Source organism: Pseudoalteromonas sp. SG43-1 (assembly GCF_014164415.1).
In the GTDB taxonomy this organism is placed as follows: domain Bacteria; phylum Pseudomonadota; class Gammaproteobacteria; order Enterobacterales; family Alteromonadaceae; genus Pseudoalteromonas; species Pseudoalteromonas distincta.
On record NZ_JACJFD010000001.1, the window covers coordinates 100,804 to 118,474 of the forward strand.

Annotated in this window: 15 protein-coding genes; 14 read left to right on the forward strand and 1 reads right to left on the reverse strand. The window is 37.1% G+C overall.

Features of this window, described 5'->3' with window-relative positions; translation table 11 throughout:
• Positions 1-15: 15 nt before the first annotated feature.
• From ssb to H5159_RS00435, 5 genes are all read left to right on the forward strand, one after another.
• Positions 16-732, forward strand: a complete 717-nt coding sequence (gene ssb, locus H5159_RS00415) for a single-stranded DNA-binding protein (RefSeq protein ID WP_182779490.1) — start codon at positions 16-18, stop codon at positions 730-732.
• A 262-nt stretch (positions 733-994) separates the two neighbouring features.
• Positions 995-3,724, forward strand: a complete 2,730-nt coding sequence (locus H5159_RS00420) for a response regulator (protein WP_182779491.1) — start codon at positions 995-997, stop codon at positions 3,722-3,724.
• Between the two features lie 184 nt (positions 3,725-3,908).
• Complete coding sequence (arsH, locus tag H5159_RS00425; protein WP_182724166.1) at positions 3,909-4,625, forward strand: arsenical resistance protein ArsH; 717 nt, start codon at positions 3,909-3,911, stop codon at positions 4,623-4,625.
• Positions 4,626-4,634: 9 nt separating this feature from the next.
• A complete protein-coding gene (gene arsB / locus H5159_RS00430; RefSeq protein ID WP_182779492.1) occupies positions 4,635-5,651 on the forward strand; it encodes an ACR3 family arsenite efflux transporter in 1,017 nt (338 codons plus the stop codon).
• Positions 5,652-5,877: 226 nt separating this feature from the next.
• Positions 5,878-7,566: an EAL domain-containing protein gene (locus H5159_RS00435; protein ID WP_182716464.1), complete on the forward strand. Its 1,689-nt coding sequence runs from the start codon at positions 5,878-5,880 to the stop codon at positions 7,564-7,566.
• A gap of 3 nt (positions 7,567-7,569) precedes the next feature.
• On the opposite strand, the gene H5159_RS00440 is transcribed toward H5159_RS00435, so the two are convergent.
• A complete protein-coding gene (locus H5159_RS00440; protein WP_182779493.1) occupies positions 7,570-8,478 on the reverse strand; it encodes a 1-aminocyclopropane-1-carboxylate deaminase/D-cysteine desulfhydrase in 909 nt (302 codons plus the stop codon).
• 76 nt (positions 8,479-8,554) lie between these two features.
• Between H5159_RS00440 and H5159_RS00445 the strand changes: the two genes are divergently transcribed.
• Genes H5159_RS00445 through H5159_RS00485 form a run of 9 tightly spaced genes read left to right on the forward strand, consistent with a single transcriptional unit; the run spans position 8,555 to position 17,669 of the window.
• On the forward strand, positions 8,555-9,478 hold the full coding sequence (locus tag H5159_RS00445; RefSeq protein ID WP_024598058.1) for a hypothetical protein: 924 nt from the start codon (positions 8,555-8,557) through the stop codon (positions 9,476-9,478).
• A complete protein-coding gene (locus tag H5159_RS00450; protein WP_024594795.1) occupies positions 9,475-10,074 on the forward strand; it encodes a PilN domain-containing protein in 600 nt (199 codons plus the stop codon). Before H5159_RS00445 ends, H5159_RS00450 begins: the two co-directional genes overlap by 4 nt.
• Entirely contained in the window at positions 10,071-10,748 is a 678-nt protein-coding gene (locus tag H5159_RS00455) for an agglutinin biogenesis protein MshJ (RefSeq protein ID WP_182779494.1), read from the forward strand. The genes H5159_RS00450 and H5159_RS00455 overlap by 4 nt, the downstream gene beginning before the upstream one ends.
• Entirely contained in the window at positions 10,726-11,052 is a 327-nt protein-coding gene (locus H5159_RS00460; RefSeq protein ID WP_024594540.1) for an agglutinin biogenesis protein MshK, read from the forward strand. The genes H5159_RS00455 and H5159_RS00460 overlap by 23 nt, the downstream gene beginning before the upstream one ends.
• Positions 11,036-12,694, forward strand: a complete 1,659-nt coding sequence (mshL, locus tag H5159_RS00465; protein ID WP_182720229.1) for a pilus (MSHA type) biogenesis protein MshL — start codon at positions 11,036-11,038, stop codon at positions 12,692-12,694. Before H5159_RS00460 ends, mshL begins: the two co-directional genes overlap by 17 nt.
• A 2-nt stretch (positions 12,695-12,696) precedes the next feature.
• Positions 12,697-13,599, forward strand: coding sequence for an ExeA family protein (locus H5159_RS00470; RefSeq protein WP_024598054.1), 903 nt, complete (start codon positions 12,697-12,699; stop codon positions 13,597-13,599).
• Entirely contained in the window at positions 13,596-14,738 is a 1,143-nt protein-coding gene (locus H5159_RS00475) for a tetratricopeptide repeat protein (protein ID WP_024594537.1), read from the forward strand. The genes H5159_RS00470 and H5159_RS00475 overlap by 4 nt, the downstream gene beginning before the upstream one ends.
• Positions 14,735-16,462: a GspE/PulE family protein gene (locus H5159_RS00480; protein ID WP_024594536.1), complete on the forward strand. Its 1,728-nt coding sequence runs from the start codon at positions 14,735-14,737 to the stop codon at positions 16,460-16,462. The genes H5159_RS00475 and H5159_RS00480 overlap by 4 nt, the downstream gene beginning before the upstream one ends.
• Complete coding sequence (locus tag H5159_RS00485; protein WP_024594535.1) at positions 16,449-17,669, forward strand: type II secretion system F family protein; 1,221 nt, start codon at positions 16,449-16,451, stop codon at positions 17,667-17,669. The genes H5159_RS00480 and H5159_RS00485 overlap by 14 nt, the downstream gene beginning before the upstream one ends.
• Positions 17,670-17,671 lie beyond the last annotated feature (2 nt).

Below are 17,671 nucleotides of genomic sequence, written 5' to 3' on the forward strand. Positions count from 1 at the left end.
ATAGGAGATGGTTCCATGGCACGCGGTGTGAACAAAGTAATTTTGGTTGGTAATTTAGGGCAAGATCCTGAAGTTCGTTATATGCCTAACGGCAACGGTGTAGCAAATATTACCCTAGCAACTTCGGATAGCTATAAAGATAAGAACACTGGCCAAATGGTTGATAAAACTGAGTGGCACCGTGTTGTATTTTTTGGCAAGTTAGCTGAAATTGTTGGTGAATATTGTCGTAAAGGTTCACAAATTTATGTTGAAGGTAAACTTCAAACACGTAAGTGGACCGATCAACAAGGCCAAGAAAAATACACAACTGAAATTGTAGTTGACGGATTTACAGGTCAAATGCAAATGCTTGGCGCACGCGGTGGCGATCAGCAAAGCGGTGGTTATCAAGGTAATCAAGGCGGCCAACAAGGTGGTGGTTACCAAGGTAATCAGCCGCAAGGTGGCCAACAAAGTGGTGGTTACGGTCAAAATAACCAAGGTCAAGGCGCACAGCAAGGTGGCTATAATCCACAGCAACAAGCCGCACCAGCAGCACAACCAAAACCGGCTCCAGCACCACAGCAGCAAAGTAATCAATACCAGCCGCAAGGCGGCTTTGCACCACAACAAAATAGTGCACCGCAGCAGCAAGGTGGTTTCGCTCCTAAACCACAAAGTGCTCCGCAAGGTGGTGCATCAAACCCAATGGAACCAACCATTGATTTTGATGACGATATCCCGTTCTAAATGATATAAAGTTATTAGTGTAAAGATAATTAGATTCTTTACACTTTTTACTCTAAACCCAGTATTCGTACTGGGTTTTTTATGCGTATTGCGCTGTGATGATAATCCAAAAACTATCAATATAAGACCTCATTAGGCTGTAAAGTGAAATAGTATTGTTGGCAATGTTAAATTACAGTAAATTTTATCTTGTATTTAATTGATATATATATCGTTAACACTTACCATTAAACTACTTTCCTCTGATTACACAATGAGAAACATGAAAACTAATATCTTATTTTTATTTCTTGTTTTTCAATTCTTGAGCCCTAGTTCACACGCTCAAACTCCTTCAAATGTTACTCATATTTTATTTATAAATTCAACAAATCAAGATATGCCTTGGTATAAAAGTGTTGAGCTTGGACTGCGTACAGAGCTTAAAAAACGTTCTTTTAGTTATGAACTATTTGTCGAAAATATGGATGTAAATCGCTTTGATGAAGTTAATCAAAAACAGTTAATGAAAGACTACCTCAAACAAAAATATAAAAATAAGCACATCGATATCATCGTTACTCAGTCGCCTTCTGCAGCGACGTTACTATCTCAATTAGATGATTTTTTTATAAATGTTCCACGAATATACTTAGAGCCAGGCGCCCAGTTTAATCTACCAAAAAAGACCAGCGGAGCTGTGATCCAAGCTAAATTAGATTATGCGCAAGCAACAGCAAATGCTGTTAATTTAATGAAGCCTAAAAAATTGATCGTGATTTTAGATACAAAAAACGATATTGGTATGAGCTTTCATCGAGGACTATTTTCGGTTATTAACCGTGATTTTTCGTATTTAAGTGTAGAAAAGTGGTTTGATCTTCCATTACCAGAATTACTCACCAAAGTAAGAAATGCCCCAGCAGATTCAATTATTTTATTTACCCCCATTTTTAGGCGTTACGATAATCAATCACTTAGCCCTTATCAGCTAGTAGAGCGATTAACTGAAGAAAGTCCGGCGCCAGTGTTTAGCTATTGGGAAGTACTATTAGGCTCAGGTGTTGTTGGTGGGTATGTATTGTCGGGTGAAAAAATAGGTAAACGTATTGCCGATTCAATAGTTTTTTATAATGAAAATAAAGCGTTAAATGAAATTAGTGGTGAAGGGCTTAGTACATACTCATATGATTGGCGACAATTAAGTAAGTTTAATATTGCTCCGCAGAGCTTGCCAGAAGAGTCAATTATCTCTTATTACGAGCCAACTTACTTTGAGAAAAATAAAATATTAATTTACAGCGCTACTGTAATTATTTTTATTCTTAGCAGTTTTTTAGTTTTTGTTTTGTTTTTAAACCAACGCCGCATTCAACTTTTAAAAGAGCTTGATGAAGAAAAGCAAAGATTAGAGTCGCGCGTTGAAGAGCGCACTGAAGAGCTTTTGCACGCCAAGGAAGAAGCAGAGCATCTGACATCCGCTAAGTCTGAGTTTTTAGCAAATATGAGTCATGAAATTAGAACCCCTATGAGTGGGATTATTGGTTTGACTAATATTTTGCTCGAAAAAGGTTTACCTGGTGAGTATGAGTATTATTTAGATAAAATTAAATACTCCTCAGATCAACTCCTGGTGGTTATTAACGATATTTTAGACTTTTCAAAAATTGAGTCTGGAAACATTAACCTTGAGGAATTTCCTTTTTCTGTAAATTCGATTGTTGATTATATCAAAGCAACCTTCAATGAATTGGCCCAAAGTAAAGGGGTCACATTTGATATTGTCATTGATGAGGCAGTTAAACTGGACTTAATCGGCGATGTAGTGCGAATAAATCAGGTGCTGTTAAATTTATGCTCTAACGCAATTAAATTCACCCCTCACGGCACTGTATCGGTTTTAATTGAGTCAAGAAAGTTATTAGACGATCCGCAAAGTGTTTGCTTATATTTTACAGTTAAAGACTCAGGTATTGGCATCGCTGAGGATAATCTTAGTAATTTATTTGAATCATTTACTCAGGCAGATAGTTCTACAACTAGGAAGTTTGGTGGTACAGGGTTAGGTTTAACAATTAGTAAGAGTTTATGCCAATTGATGGGTGGTGATATAACAGTACACAGCACTCAAGGTGTGGGTAGTGAGTTTGTAGCTTCGGTGGAAGTTAAATTGAACAACCAAGCGTTGATTGATGATACGCCTAACCTAATCTTTACTGATCCGTTTGATGTATTAATTATAGATGATAATGAAGAGGACCTTAAAGTAATTGAAAATCAGTTTACAGCTATGGGTTTAGCATGTACTGCGTGCTCGTCTGCTAAGCAAGCTATTGATATTATTGAACAGAATAAAGAAAAATTTAAAGTCATTATTGTCGATTGGATAATGCCAGCGATGAGTAGTGAAACATTTTTAACGCGTATTTATAATATTAATCCCCAGCTTTGCAGTAATATAATTGTACTTACAAGGGATCATGAGGTTTTACTTAATGATGTGGCTAACAAAATAAATATAAACACAATTTTGCAAAAACCTGTTTATTCGAGTGTCTTGTATAAGGAGGTGAGCAGTAGAGTGTTAGGTTTTTTTAATGAAGTGCCTAAAGTAAATACTGTGAGTGAACAGTCGCTGGCGGGTATTAAAGTATTATTTGTGGAAGATAATTCAATCAATCGACTCATAGTTACCAACATACTAGAAAATAGCGGCGCTCAGGTTTACTTAGTTGATAATGGATTAGAGTGCATCCAAACAGTAAAGTTAGAGCCGTTTGATATAATTTTAATGGATATTCATATGCCTATCATGGACGGTGTTGAGGCGACTCAAATTATTCGTAATGATAGTGATGAAACTATCGCAAATATTCCAATAATTGCCTTAACAGCTAATGTTATGAAAGATGATATTACACGATACTTATCTATTGGCATGAATGCTCATGTTGCAAAACCCATTAAAACACAAAAACTACGTGAAACTATAATTCGCTGTTTAAATAAATAGTTGCGCTATATAAATAACTTAATATTTTTATCAAATACCTTCCGCAATCCCTTCCATTGGCTTGAGCCGATTTTTTAATAACTTAAAAAAATTTATAAAATAGAATTTGACTCACGCGTGTTTGCATGTGAAATTTCATATATTCGATTTTTCGTATATTCACTTGGTAAGGGTTGAGTTATAAATGTCAGAAGTTAATGGGTTACCAAATACAAATAAAATACACAGCGTTGTTCCACATACTAAAAATTTTAATGTTAGTTTTTCTGAGCACAAACCTAAAATTTTATTGTTATATGGATCATTAAGAGCGCGTTCTTATAGTAAGTTGGTAATAGAGGAGAGTGCACGTTTATTAACGTATTTTGGTGCTGAGGTTAAAATTTTTAATCCTGAAGGTTTACCTCAAACCGATAGTGAAGATGAATCACACCCTAAAGTACAAGAGTTACGAGATTTAATGCTTTGGTCAGAAGGGCAAGTATGGTGCTCTCCAGAACGTCATGGCTCAATGACGAGCATATTCAAAAACCAAATTGATTGGATACCACTCAATTTAGGTGGTGTAAGGCCAACGCAAGGTAAAACACTCGCAGTGCTGCAAGTTTGTGGTGGATCGCAATCATTTAATGTAGTGAATCAACTACGAGTATTAGGGCGTTGGATGCGTATGGTAACAATACCAAATCAGTCCTCAGTGCCACAAGCTCATTTAGAATTTGAAGAAAATGGGCGCATGAAACCCTCTCCACTTTATAATCGGATTGTTGATGTTATGGAGGAGTTGATAAAATTTACTTTGTTATTACGAGATCAAAAAGATTACTTTGTAGATCGTTATTCTGAACGTGTGGAATCTGCAGAAGAACTTAGCCAACGCGTTAATCAAAGCTCTATTTAGGACAGAACAATGGGATTATTTGAACGTTATCTTTCTGTGTGGGTAGCCTTAGCTATTACTTTTGGTATTGTAGCTGGTTCTATAATGCCAAGTGCATTTAGCTTAATTGCTGGTTTTGAATATGCCCATGTAAATATTGTAATCGCAGTACTTGTTTGGTTGATGATTTACCCAATGATGGTGCAAATTGATTTTTCATCAATTAAAGATGTAGGTAAAAAACCAAAAGGGTTAGTGCTCACTATCGTTATTAATTGGCTTATAAAGCCCTTTACTATGGCGCTACTAGGCTGGTTATTTTTTAAGGGTATTTTTGCCGATTTTGTTGACCCACAAACAGCTACAGAATATATAGCTGGTATGATTTTGTTGGGTGTTGCGCCTTGTACCGCTATGGTGTTTGTGTGGAGTCAATTGACAAAAGGCGATGCTAATTACACCTTAGTGCAGGTATCAATAAATGACATAATTATGATTTTTGCCTTCGCACCTATTGCAGGGCTATTACTTGGTGTGACTGATATTACTGTACCTTGGGATACACTGCTATTATCGGTGGTATTGTATGTACTTATCCCGCTGGTGGCCGGTGCTGTTACCCGTAAAAAGCTTGATAAAGAAGATGACCATACGTGTTTAAATAACTTTTTAAAGGTAATGAAACCTTATTCTATTATTGGCTTACTCGCGACAGTAGCGCTATTGTTTGGTTTCCAATCGCAGATATTAATAGAAAAACCAGAGGCAATAGTTCTTATTGCAATCCCGCTTTTAATTCAAACTTACGGTATTTTTGCGATTGCTTATATTGCAGCTAAAAAAATGGGGCTTGCACATAACATAGCGGCGCCTGCATGTATGATTGCCACTTCAAACTTTTTTGAGCTAGCTGTTGCGGTTGCTATTTCATTATTTGGTTTACATTCTGGGGCTGCACTTGCCACTGTGGTGGGAGTGTTGGTAGAAGTCCCCGTAATGCTAAGCTTGGTATACTTTGCAAATAAAACCCGCCATTGGTTTAATTAAGGCGGTATGCAGCATAATCTCTGCTGGCATACTTTTTAAAATGATCTGTCGATGGCTTTCATCTATTTACAGAATAAAGGGCATAGCTGTTTATTTTTGTAAGTTCTCGTTTATCTGAGTGTTTTTTGTTTAGTACTATTAATAAACGTTTAAACTTAGTTTGCAGCCTTGTGCTTCTATAGATATTGAACAACACTTTAGTTATCAATATAACGAGTGGCAGGCTATGCAAAAGAGTAAACTCTGGCTTTTAAAGTACTTCAAAGGTATCTCTTTTGTTTTGTTTTTGATGATACTTATTAGTTTTAATTTCATTTTAAATGATGCATTACATCAAAAAGCACATGTTTCTGGGCAGCAGTTTGTTAAACGCGTTTATGAATTAAATTTATCTCCCTCTATAAATAATGAAGTGTTGGTCGCATTAGCTAAAAATGAAGGCTTTAAGTTAGAGCTGCAAAATTCTTCTGATCACTTTAGGAACTTAGTAAATTTAGAACGCGAAGTTTTTACTTTTAAAACGTTAAGTTTGAGCCTTTATCACTATCCAGTGTGGGTAACACAAAGCTACTTATTTATATTTTTGAATCTGATTATATTAGGCGCTGCTAATTGGTCTTATCGCTGGTGGAGCCTGTTAAAAGTCAACCGTAAAGTAATGCTTAAAAATACAGTTATACAGCCGACTAAAATTATTCAACAAAGGCATAAAAATACTCAACTAATCGAACAGGCAAAAAAATGTGATTTAAGTTCTTTGTATGGAGTTAATACTGCATCACATAACTTATTTTTACTTATTGAGTGTGATTGTAGCTATGATAAAAAAACGGATATAGAAGCCAATTTTAAAGTCTTAATTACTAAAAAATTAGCCGAACTTAAAGGTGTGTCGGTAAAAATACTAAACTCTAATTACTTAGCGGTTACCTTACCAAACATTTCTATTAGCGAGTTGAATAGCTACGTTGAAAAGCTTCATAAAAATGTGTTTTTAATATGTCAAAATCATCAAAAAAATATTACTCATAAAAATATTAAAATAGGTGCGTGTGATTATCAATTAGGCGCTGATCAAGTGGCGGTTTATAAGCTAGCAAAATCAGCACTCGCGCTATCACAAAGCAGCCTATTGCAGCATTGCCACCGTTTAACGTTAAATCACTGCCAAGAAAAACACCTCTCTAGCAAACAGGTTATAGAAAACATTAAAAAGAATAAATTTATATTATTCTTTCAGCCTGTATTTGAACTCTCTAGTGGAGATATCCTGCAGCATGAAGCTCTTATTCGGGTTAGGCATAGCCAACTTGGTTTACTGGCCGCTCGTTATTTTATTAAGCAGGTTTATAGTGATCAAGACGCTTTAATATTAGATAAAGCTGTAATAACACAAGTCAAAAAGCTAATGCTCAGTGAGTCTTCGGCTTTAACAGTTAGTGTAAATCTACACCCTAAAAATTGGTTTAATACTGTATTTTGGGAGTGGTTAGCCAATCAAATGGCAGAGCTTAAGTTAAATACTAAATTACAATTTGAAATAAGTGAGGCAGAATTTTTTACTCATAGAGAGTCGATAACTAATGCACTCAATGTTATTAAAAAAGGGCATTCACATATTGTGATTGATAATGTAAAAAGCAGTGAGAAAGTAGCCATGCTAGTTGATTATAACCAAGTATGTGGGCTTAAGTTATCTTACGAACTGGTTCATTTATTAGATGAAAAAACTCAAAGTCAAAAGAAAATAAAAAGGATAGTCGAAGCCGCTAGTCTTTTAAATCTACCCGTATACGCGGTGGGCGTAGAGACTCAAAAAGAGCTACTTACGCTTACCAAATTGGGAGTGGTAGGAGCTCAAGGTTTTTACTTTTCAGAGCCGCTTCAAGAGTTTACGCAAGCGGTATTTAATTAAGGTCTAGATTAACCCTCTATATTTAAGCCCATTTAAGCCTTGAAGCCCGCCAGTATGAACAGCAATAATTTTACTCCCAGATGGGAAATAATCTTGCTTAATAAGCTGCCACAATGCATACATCATTTTTCCGCTATAAATAGGCTCAAGTGGCAGATTATAAGTGTGACTCATATCTTGGCAAAACTGCCATAACTCAGGTGAAAACTTACCATAGCCACCATCATGAAACTCTGTGAGTAACTGCCAGTTAGTTTGGTTATTAGCTCTAGCGCTCAGCTTTTTTATTTCTTCATTTAAATATTCAGCTTGTTTTAATACCGCGATACCAATAACTTGTGTTGTTGAAGCACTGCCTTCTATTAGTCCAGCAAGCGTGCCACCACTACCTGTAGGACAAACTAAGTAGCTATGTTCGGGTAAGCTTTGTACTAATTCTTTACACCCTAATAAAGCATGTTCATTTGTACCACCTTCAGGAATAATATAAGCATTTGGAAAGCGCTCTTGCAGAGCATTAAGGTAATCGATGTTGTGGCGTTTTCGATATTCTATACGATTAACAACATGCAGGTTCATACCACAATGTTTTGCAAATTGGATTGTTGGGTTGTTGTTATCCAGTTCTGGTCCGCGAATAATCGCGCGAGTTTTTATATTAAATTCTTTTCCTGCCGCTGCGCAGGCATGAATATGGTTTGAAAACGCACCACCAAAAGTCAGAAGCTCTGTTTTATTTATCTTTTGCATATACGCTAAATTGTATTTTAATTTACGCCATTTATTGCCACTTATTAGCGGATGGAGTAAATCATCACGTTTTATACCTAAACAAATATTTCTCTTTTTTAGAAACGAGCTATCTAATTGTTGAATATAGTTATTTTCATCTATTTTGAATTTTTCACGCATTTTATTGGTTTTCAATTTGGCAAAGTAGTTAAAATGTACGACACTTATTTCATACTCAATTAACAATAGTAGCTATATGAAAGAAAAGCTGTTTTCATGGTTAAATCGTAGTTTAGATCCAAATACAGCTATTGGTGTTGCAACTTACGCAGATACTGTTAACGCGGTATGTTTAAAAAAACAACGCGACCAATGGATGGTTCACAGTTCTCACAGTGTAAATGTGTCTGAGCAAACCGATTATACCGCTGCAATTGTTGCTTGTACAAATGAGGTGTCTACTGATATTTGTGCAGTTAATTTAGTCATACCGCACTACTTTTATCAAATAGTGCAAATGGATAAACCAAACCTTAGTGATGAAGAAATCATTCAGTCGCTGCCTTGGACTACAAAAGATTTAGTTGATATAGCTTCTGAAAACATTGTAGCTGACTTTATCGATTATCCAATAACGTTACCAATGCAAAGCAGCAAAATGAATGTATTTATTACCAATAAGCTGCAGCTACTTCCGTTTATAGACAGTTTTGAACAAACTAAACCAGTTTTGCGTGCAATGACCTCTGAAGAAATGGTTTTAGTAACTTTATTTGGCTCATACAAAGAGGCGCATATGCTGATTGTGCAGCATGCTAATCATGAACCTCGAATCTTAATTATTCGTGATGGACAATTAGTATTAGCTAGGCGATTAAATGGTTTTTTAGGTATTTCAGACAAGGATCAAAACCAAGAACTAGTAGAGGCGTTAGGGTTAGAAATTCAGCGTTCGATGGACTTTTTTGAAAGCCAGCTCAAGCAACCGCCAATTCGCAGCATACAGCTACAGTGCGATGATTTATCTTCATTAACTCTTAGAGCCGGTCTTGCAGAGTTTTTACAAGTAAAAGTTGTAGATTTTGCGCCTAACTTAGAATTAGCGCAGCAATTAGAGCCAAACTTTTATTATGCGCTCGGAGCAGCCTATCAATTAACAGATCCGGAGTCTGTGCTATGAAAACCCGGATTAATTTTTATCAAAAAACCTTACGAGTACGGCGAGACCCAGTCCCTTTATCGGGAATGATTACACTGTGGTTAGGTGCGCTATTAATTATTGCAATCACGTGGGCTTTTTACAGTTATAAAACTTATTCAAGTGAGCTTGATTTAGAACAAAAAAAGAAATATCTCAAACAAGGAAAAGCTCAGTTAGAAGTTGTAAAACAGCAGCTAGCAGAGAAGCAAAATAAAACAATTTTTATTAATGAGCTAAAAACACTTCAGCAAGAGGTTTTGCATAAGCAGCAAATATTTAGTTATTTAGAGCAAAGCTCAGATCAATCCGCAACCGACTATGCGCAGGTTATGCAAGATTTAGCCAAGTATCACGAGCCTAATATCTGGCTTACCCATATTAAATTTGTAGGGCAAAGTGTCACGTTTCAAGGGCAAGTATCGCAGTCAAAATTTTTACCTATGTGGTTTAATAATTTAAAGCAGTCACCTTTTTTTATTGATAAAGAATTTTCAGTTTTAGAACTGTCAACAAAAGATGGTCTGAGTGAATTTAATGTGGCGACCGACCTTGCTGATAAAGGCGCTAAACCATGAACAACAAGAAAGACAAAGGTTGGCCTATTTGGGCAAAGTATCGAGCTCAATTTGCATCGCTGCAAAAGCGTGAGAAGTATTCCACTGTATTTGTAGGCTTATTCATGGTGATTTACCTCGGCCTGTGGTTTGTTATTTTTCCACAGCAAGATGAAGTTGCTCATATTCGCTCTGAACAAAATGCAGCATTGCAGGAGTTACAGCAGATAAATGCGCAACTCTCCATGTTAAATCAAGCACTAAACTACGACTACACTAAGGTTTTACGCAGTCAAATTGCACAAACCAGAGATGAGTTAGCAGAAATAAATAATCAACTTAATAGTTTTAGCCAAGGCTTTGTAGCGGCTAAAAATGTACCTGCCGTTTTAAAAGATTTGCTCGTAGATAGTAGCGACGTAAAAGTGAGTAGCTTTAATGTCAAACCAGCACAGGCTATCGATGTAGAAAAACTAGGTGAACATGATACGCAAACATTATTTTTTGAGCATCAGATGGTCGTTACTTTAGAAGGTAGCTACTTTAGCTTACAAAAATATTTAGCCGCATTAAAAAATAATCAAGATAAGTTATTAATACAGGAGTTTAGTTATCAGGTACTAGATTACCCTCAAGCTGAATTAACTTTACAAATTGCTACAGTGAGCGCTAATGAAAAATTTATCGCATTATAATTTATGTTTTTTATTACTTTTGTTCACTTTCGCACCCAGTGCATTAGCGCAATTACGCGATCCTACTCAACCAAATATGTATGTAAATAACAACAAGAGTGTAACTCAAAACACAGAACTTAAATTGCAATCTATTATTAAAAACAGTACAGCATTTAAGGCCATTATTTCAGGCCATATTTATCGAGTCGGTGATGCTGTAGACGATTTTCGGGTGCTAAGCATTAACTCAAAACAGGTTGTGTTAGCAAATGATGATAAACAAATAAAATTAGAATTATATGACTATGAAATTAAAAAATAATTTATCTCATCCGTGGCTTGTTCTTCTATTGTTACCTACATTTTTAACTGCGTGCCATAGCTTTAAACCAGGTAAAGAGGTTAAAACTCATATAGAACAAGAGCTGGCTGAAAAGCCTGTAGATACTAAAGCGATTGCGCCTTTACAGATGCCGAGTGAGCTTACCCAAAGCCTACTATCATCAATAAATAATGAGCAAACTATAAGTGATGATTTATCTATAAAGCGTTTTGATGTAGCCGCTAATGACGTTGAAATAGGCGCCTTTTTTGCAGGCTTAACAGACGATACGCCTTTTAGTGTTGCTGTGCATCCTGAGGTAAATGGCACAATTAGTTTAAATCTTAAAAGCGTTACTTTTAATGAAGTCATTGCTGTTATTAAGCGTATGTATCCTTTAGATATTGTTAATGAAGGACGAATAGTACAAGTATTACCAGCCAAAATGCGCACAGAAACAATACCTGTAAATTATTTAATGATGCAGCGCCATGGTCAGTCTACAGTGAGTGTGGTTGCTGGTGGGGTTAGTCAATTTGCACAAAGTGGCAGTAGTTCGAATGGTTCAAGTTCAGGTAGTAGTAACCAGCAAAATAATGAGTTTGGCGGCGATAATCAAAGCTTAGATTTAAACGGTTCTCGAATCCAAACAATTAATAAAAATGACTTTTGGAAAGAATTAGAAGTCGCCCTTAAGTCTTTAATTGGCGCAAGCGATGGGCGCTATGTTGTTGCAAGCCCACAAGCTAGTTTGGTAACCGTAAATGCATTACCAAGCGAAATTAGTCAGCTAAAAGAGTTTTTGCGTCAAAGCCAAGAAAACCTGCAACGCCAAGTTATTCTAGAAGCAAAAATAATAGAAGTAACTTTAAAAGATGAGTACCAACAGGGAGTTAACTGGGAGCGTATAGCGAGTGGTTTAGAAGGCGGTATTTCGTTTGCTACAACAGCGGGTTCTACTATTAGTAATAGTATTTCAGCCGCAATTGGTGGAGCGTCATCGCTAACCATTCAAAAAGGAGACTTTAACGGGGTTATTAATTTGCTTGAAACGCAAGGTGATGTGCAAATGTTATCTAACCCTCGGGTTACGGCTACAAACAATCAAAAAGCAGTTATAAAAGTAGGGCAGGACGAATATTTTGTTACTAACGTATCAAGTACGACGGTAACAGGTACTGCTACAACTACCTCGCCTGAGATAGATTTAACGCCGTTCTTTTCTGGTATTGCGCTTGATGTAACGCCGCAGATTGATAAGTATGGCTCAGTCATTTTGCATGTTCACCCTTCAGTAACTGAGACAGAGGAGCAACTAAAGGTAATTACTTTAGACGATCAACGTTTTGAGTTACCTCTAGCGCAAAGCAACATTCGAGAGTCAGATACCGTTATCCGCGCTCAAAGTGGCGAAATAGTGGTTATTGGTGGCTTGATGCAAACGTCAACTCAGGATGAAGAATCTAAAACACCGGTGCTGGGTGATATCCCGCTATTTGGCAATTTATTTAAAAGTATTCGTAAACGCCAAGAGAAAAAAGAACTGATTATTCTAATCAAACCAACGGTTGTTATGCCAGATACTTGGAAAAAACAACAAGGTGAAAGCCGTCAGCTTTTAAAAACATGGTATGAAAACTAACTATGTATTTAAGCTTTTTTAATTTAAGTGAAATGCCTTTCACGTTAACCCCTAACACAGAGTTTTTTTGTGCACTTGAACCGCACCATGAAGCGATGCAAGTGTTAACAACAGCTATTGAAATGGGTGAAGGGTTTATTAAAGTCACTGGTGAAGTTGGGACTGGTAAAACGCTACTTTGTAGAAAGCTATTAAACCAACTTGAGCCAGATTACATTGTGGCTTATTTACCTAACTCTTATTTAAGCCCAGAAGAGCTTAGATGGGCGATTGCCATTGAGCTGGGTATGGATGTAGATAAAGCATTAGATCAGCAAGCACTAGGGCAGCTTATAAATCATCACTTACTCGACTTACAAGAAGATAATGAGCGTGTAGTGCTCTTGATAGATGAGGCGCAATGCTTGAGTTGGGAGACTCTAGAGGCGCTGAGATTATTTACAAACTTAGAAACAGAAAGTGAAAAACTAATTCAAGTTGTGTTATTTGGGCAACCTGAACTTGATGAAAAGCTGGCAAACAACAAAGTAAGGCAATTACGCCAACGTATCAGTTTTTCGTATAAATTACGGGCGATGACTGGCGCTGAGGTTGTTTATTATATTAATCACCGCTTACAAGTTGCAGGGTTTAATAGGCCTCCTTTATTTAATAATAGTATGGGGCTCAAAATTGCTAGAGCTAGCCGTGGAATTCCTAGGTTAGTTAATATTTTATGCCACAAAGCACTATTACAAGCTTACGGTGAAGGGTTAAATATAATAACAAATCGCCATATTCAACTTGCCATAAAAGATACCGAAGACTGCGCAAAGTATCGAACCGGACAATATTGGAGCTACAGTGCTTTAATGTTTAGTGTTTTAGCTATTGCTGCCATATGGGTATGGAGGCAGTTGTTATGAGCGTTATAAATAATATGCTTAAAAATATTGAGCAACGAGAAGCTAAACAAGTAAGTATTCAAGAAGGTATAAGTTTAAAGCCGATATATGATGTAAAAAATATTGCATTTAAAGCCGTAATTTTACTTATTATGCTAAGTGTCATTTTTTTAGCATACCTATATTTACCGACCGCCGACAAAAAAGAGACTCAACGTGAGTCTGTGTTACCACAGCAAAAAATGGTCGCGGTTCTAAGCTCTAATTTATCTGATTATCAAGATGAAAAAAGCAATGTAGAACCTTTAGTTGAGCAAGATGTTGTGAAAACGGTTGTGCAAGTTGAGCAAATAAAACCAGAAGTGAATGATTTAGCTGAATCCAAGTTGAGTGAAGCAACATTACTGGTTTCTCAACCAACGGCTGAGCCAGTTGTAATTGCCGAGGTTAAACAAGGCCCTGCACTAGCTAAAGATAATGTACTGGTAACTAGCGAAGCTATTGTCAGCAAACCAAAAATTACTCCAATGATTAAAACTAAGTCTCAAAATACTATGACTAAAAGCGTGGCAGAAGCTAAGTCGCCACAGGCTTTATTGATTGAGCAATTAGCCGCAGCTAAACAAGCAATACAGTTTGGCTTATACAATGAAGCCATTAGTGATTTAAATATTATTTTAGCGCAATTGCCTTTGCACGTTGAAGCTCGAAATTTACTCGCTGCAACTTACTTTAAACAACAAGATATAAATTCTGCGCAACAGGTTTTGCAAGCAGGTATTCGCCAAAACCCTAACGTACTTGAATGGCGTGTAATGCTAAGCAAAATACTTATTATGCAACAACAGTATGAAGGAGTATTGCTGCTTTTAAGTGATGAATTTGAGGCTCAAGCGAATCTTGATTTTTGGGTGCTACAAGGTACTGCTGCGCAAAGTGCGAGTAAGCACCATAAAGCACTTGAAAGCTTTAAACATCTTACACAACTACAGCCTAGTCAAGCTAAGTGGTGGCTGGCACTTGCAACCTCAAAAGATGCATTAGGAGAGTACCTCGATGCTAAACAGCTTTACAAAGTGGCTCTAGATTTAGGTGGATTAAATACAGCTATGACGCAGCATGCATTACAGCGTTTAGTTGCGCTAAAGGAGGCCGTATGAGACCTAGTTTAAAAATGCGCTTAGGCGATTTACTTGTTCATGAGCACATGATCACCGAGGCGCAACTAAGCGAAGCGCTAAACGTTCAAGCTGCGACGGGTCGTAAATTAGGTTCGACGCTTATTACACTTGAGTTTATTAGTGAACCACAACTATTACGTTTTTTAGCGCAGCAATTACAAGTACCTTTTTTAGATATATCACAGCGAAAAATATCAGCTGATGTATCTAAGCTTTTATCTGAGGTTTATGCACGTCGCTACAGAGCATTAGTAATTGAAGACAATGGTGACTCTGTTTTAGTTGGGATGAGCGATCCTGCTGATCTAAGGGGGCTTGATCAACTTGCGACTATGCTTGCTCCTAAACGAATAGATTTAGCTGTTGTTCAAGAAAGCCAAATTATGGCTGCGTTTGACAACGTGTATCGCCGTACAGATGAAATTACCAACTTTGCAGCACAACTTCATGAAGAATATCAAGACGTAGAAGAGTTTGATTTAAATTCTTTAGGTGATGAGACATCAGATGCAACCGTTGTAAAGTTACTGCAATCAATATTTGAGGATGCTGTACAAGTTCGTGCATCCGATATTCACATTGAGCCAGATGAAGGTTTGCTTCGCATTCGTCAACGTGTAGATGGCATATTACAAGAGCACACTCTTAACCAAGTAAAAATAGCATCGGCATTAGTGTTACGTTTAAAGCTTATGTCGGGATTAGATATATCTGAAAAACGCCTCCCTCAAGATGGCCGGTTTAATATAAAAGTACGCAGCCATAGTATTGATGTGCGTTTATCTACCATGCCGGTTCAGCATGGTGAATCAGTTGTAATGCGCCTGCTTGACCAATCCGCAGGATTACTATCGTTAGATGAAACGGGTATGCCTGTACACATATTAAAACGTGTGCGCAGCATTATAAAACGTCCGCATGGCATGGTTTTAGTTACCGGGCCAACAGGTTCGGGTAAAACAACCACACTATACGGTGCATTAAGTGAGCTGAATCAACAAGAAAGTAAAATTATTACAGTAGAGGATCCCGTTGAGTATCGTATTGGCCGTATTAACCAGGTACAAATAAATAATAAAATAGGGCTGAGCTTTGCAAGTATTTTACGGACCGCTCTAAGGCAAGATCCTGACATTATAATGGTTGGCGAAATGCGTGACCAAGAAACCGTAGATATTGGATTAAGGGCCGCTTTAACAGGCCACCTCGTACTATCAACGTTACATACCAATGATGCAATTACCAGTGCTATGCGTTTAATCGACATGGGGGCACCGGCTTACTTAGTGGCAAGTTCACTGCGCGCGATTATTGCTCAGCGATTAGTAAGACGAGTATGTAATGACTGCAGAGTACCGTACTTGCCAGATCGCCAAGAATTAAGTTGGTTAAAATATTTAGGCGAAGAGATTACAGATGCTCAATTTTCTAAAGGGCAAGGTTGCACCGCATGTAATCACAGTGGCTATAAAGGGCGTGTAGGTATTTTTGAGTTACTCGAAATGGATGATGCAATGATGGATGCATTACGAGTTAACGACACGCAAGGTTTTGCAAAAGCCGCTAAAAATAGCGCGAATTTTTCGCCGCTCTCAACAATGGCATTAAACTATGCTAAGCAAGGTGTTACCTCTTTAGATGAAGTATTTAAAGTGGCTGAATATATCCCAGAAATAGTAGGGGATATTGATGCAACTATATAGCTACAAAGCTAAAGACAGCAAAGGTATGTTGGTTAAAGGGCAATTAGAAGCGAGTAACCAAGCTGGCGTAGCTGATAGTTTAATGAAGCGTCAATTTATACCAATATCAATCTCTTTAGTTGAAACAAAAAATAACATCAAAATTTTTGATAATTTATTTGTCGAAAAAATAACGCTAGACGACATGATTATGTTTTCTAGGCAAATGTATTCGCTATTAAAAGCAGGTATACCAATTATACGAGCAATGGTTGGGTTGGCAGAAACAACACAAAATAAAAAATTTAAAAATGTACTAATAGAAGTTACCAAGCAGCTCGAACAAGGCCGCGACTTATCCAGTGCAATGGCGATACATAACGAGGTATTTAGCCGTTTAACAGTATCCATGGTAATGGTTGGTGAAGGCTCTGGACGATTAGAAGATGCGTTTTATCAACTCGCTATTTATTTTGAGAAAGAACAAGAAACCCGAAAGCGTATAAAAGCAGCTATGCGCTACCCTACTTTTGTTATTTTGGCTCTAGTAGCGGCTATGATTATTTTGAATATTTTTGTTATTCCTACCTTTGCCAGTATGTTCGAAAAATTTGATGCCGAATTGCCATTAATGACTCAAATATTAATTGGCACTAGCAGCTTTTTTGTTAACTACTGGTGGTTATTATTGGTGATGGTTATTGGTTCTGTTTTTGCTTGGAGGCGTTATTTAAATACAGAGCCTGGACGCTTTAAGTGGGATCAATATAAATTAAAAATTCCATTTATTGGGGATATTTTAAAACGGACATTGCTTGCGCGCTACAGTCAAAGTTTAGCTATGGTATTGCGCTCCGGTGTGCCTATGACCACTGGTTTATCACTAACAGCGCATGCCGTAGATAACAGCTATATGGAAAAAGCGATTATTACTATGCGCCAAGATATAGAAAAGGGCGATAGTTTACTCAGAGCCTCAAAAAGTTCTCAGCTGTTTTCTCAGCTTGTATTACAGATGGTGGCGGTAGGTGAAGAAACGGGCCGGGTTGATGAGCTCTTACAAGAGGCTGCTGATTATTATGAGCGTGAAGTTGATTACGACTTACGGAGCTTAACTGCAAAAATAGAACCTATTTTAACTGTGTTTGTTGCCATTATGGTGCTGATTTTAGCGTTGGGTATTTTTATGCCGATGTGGAACATGATGTCCGCGATTAAAGGTAATTAACC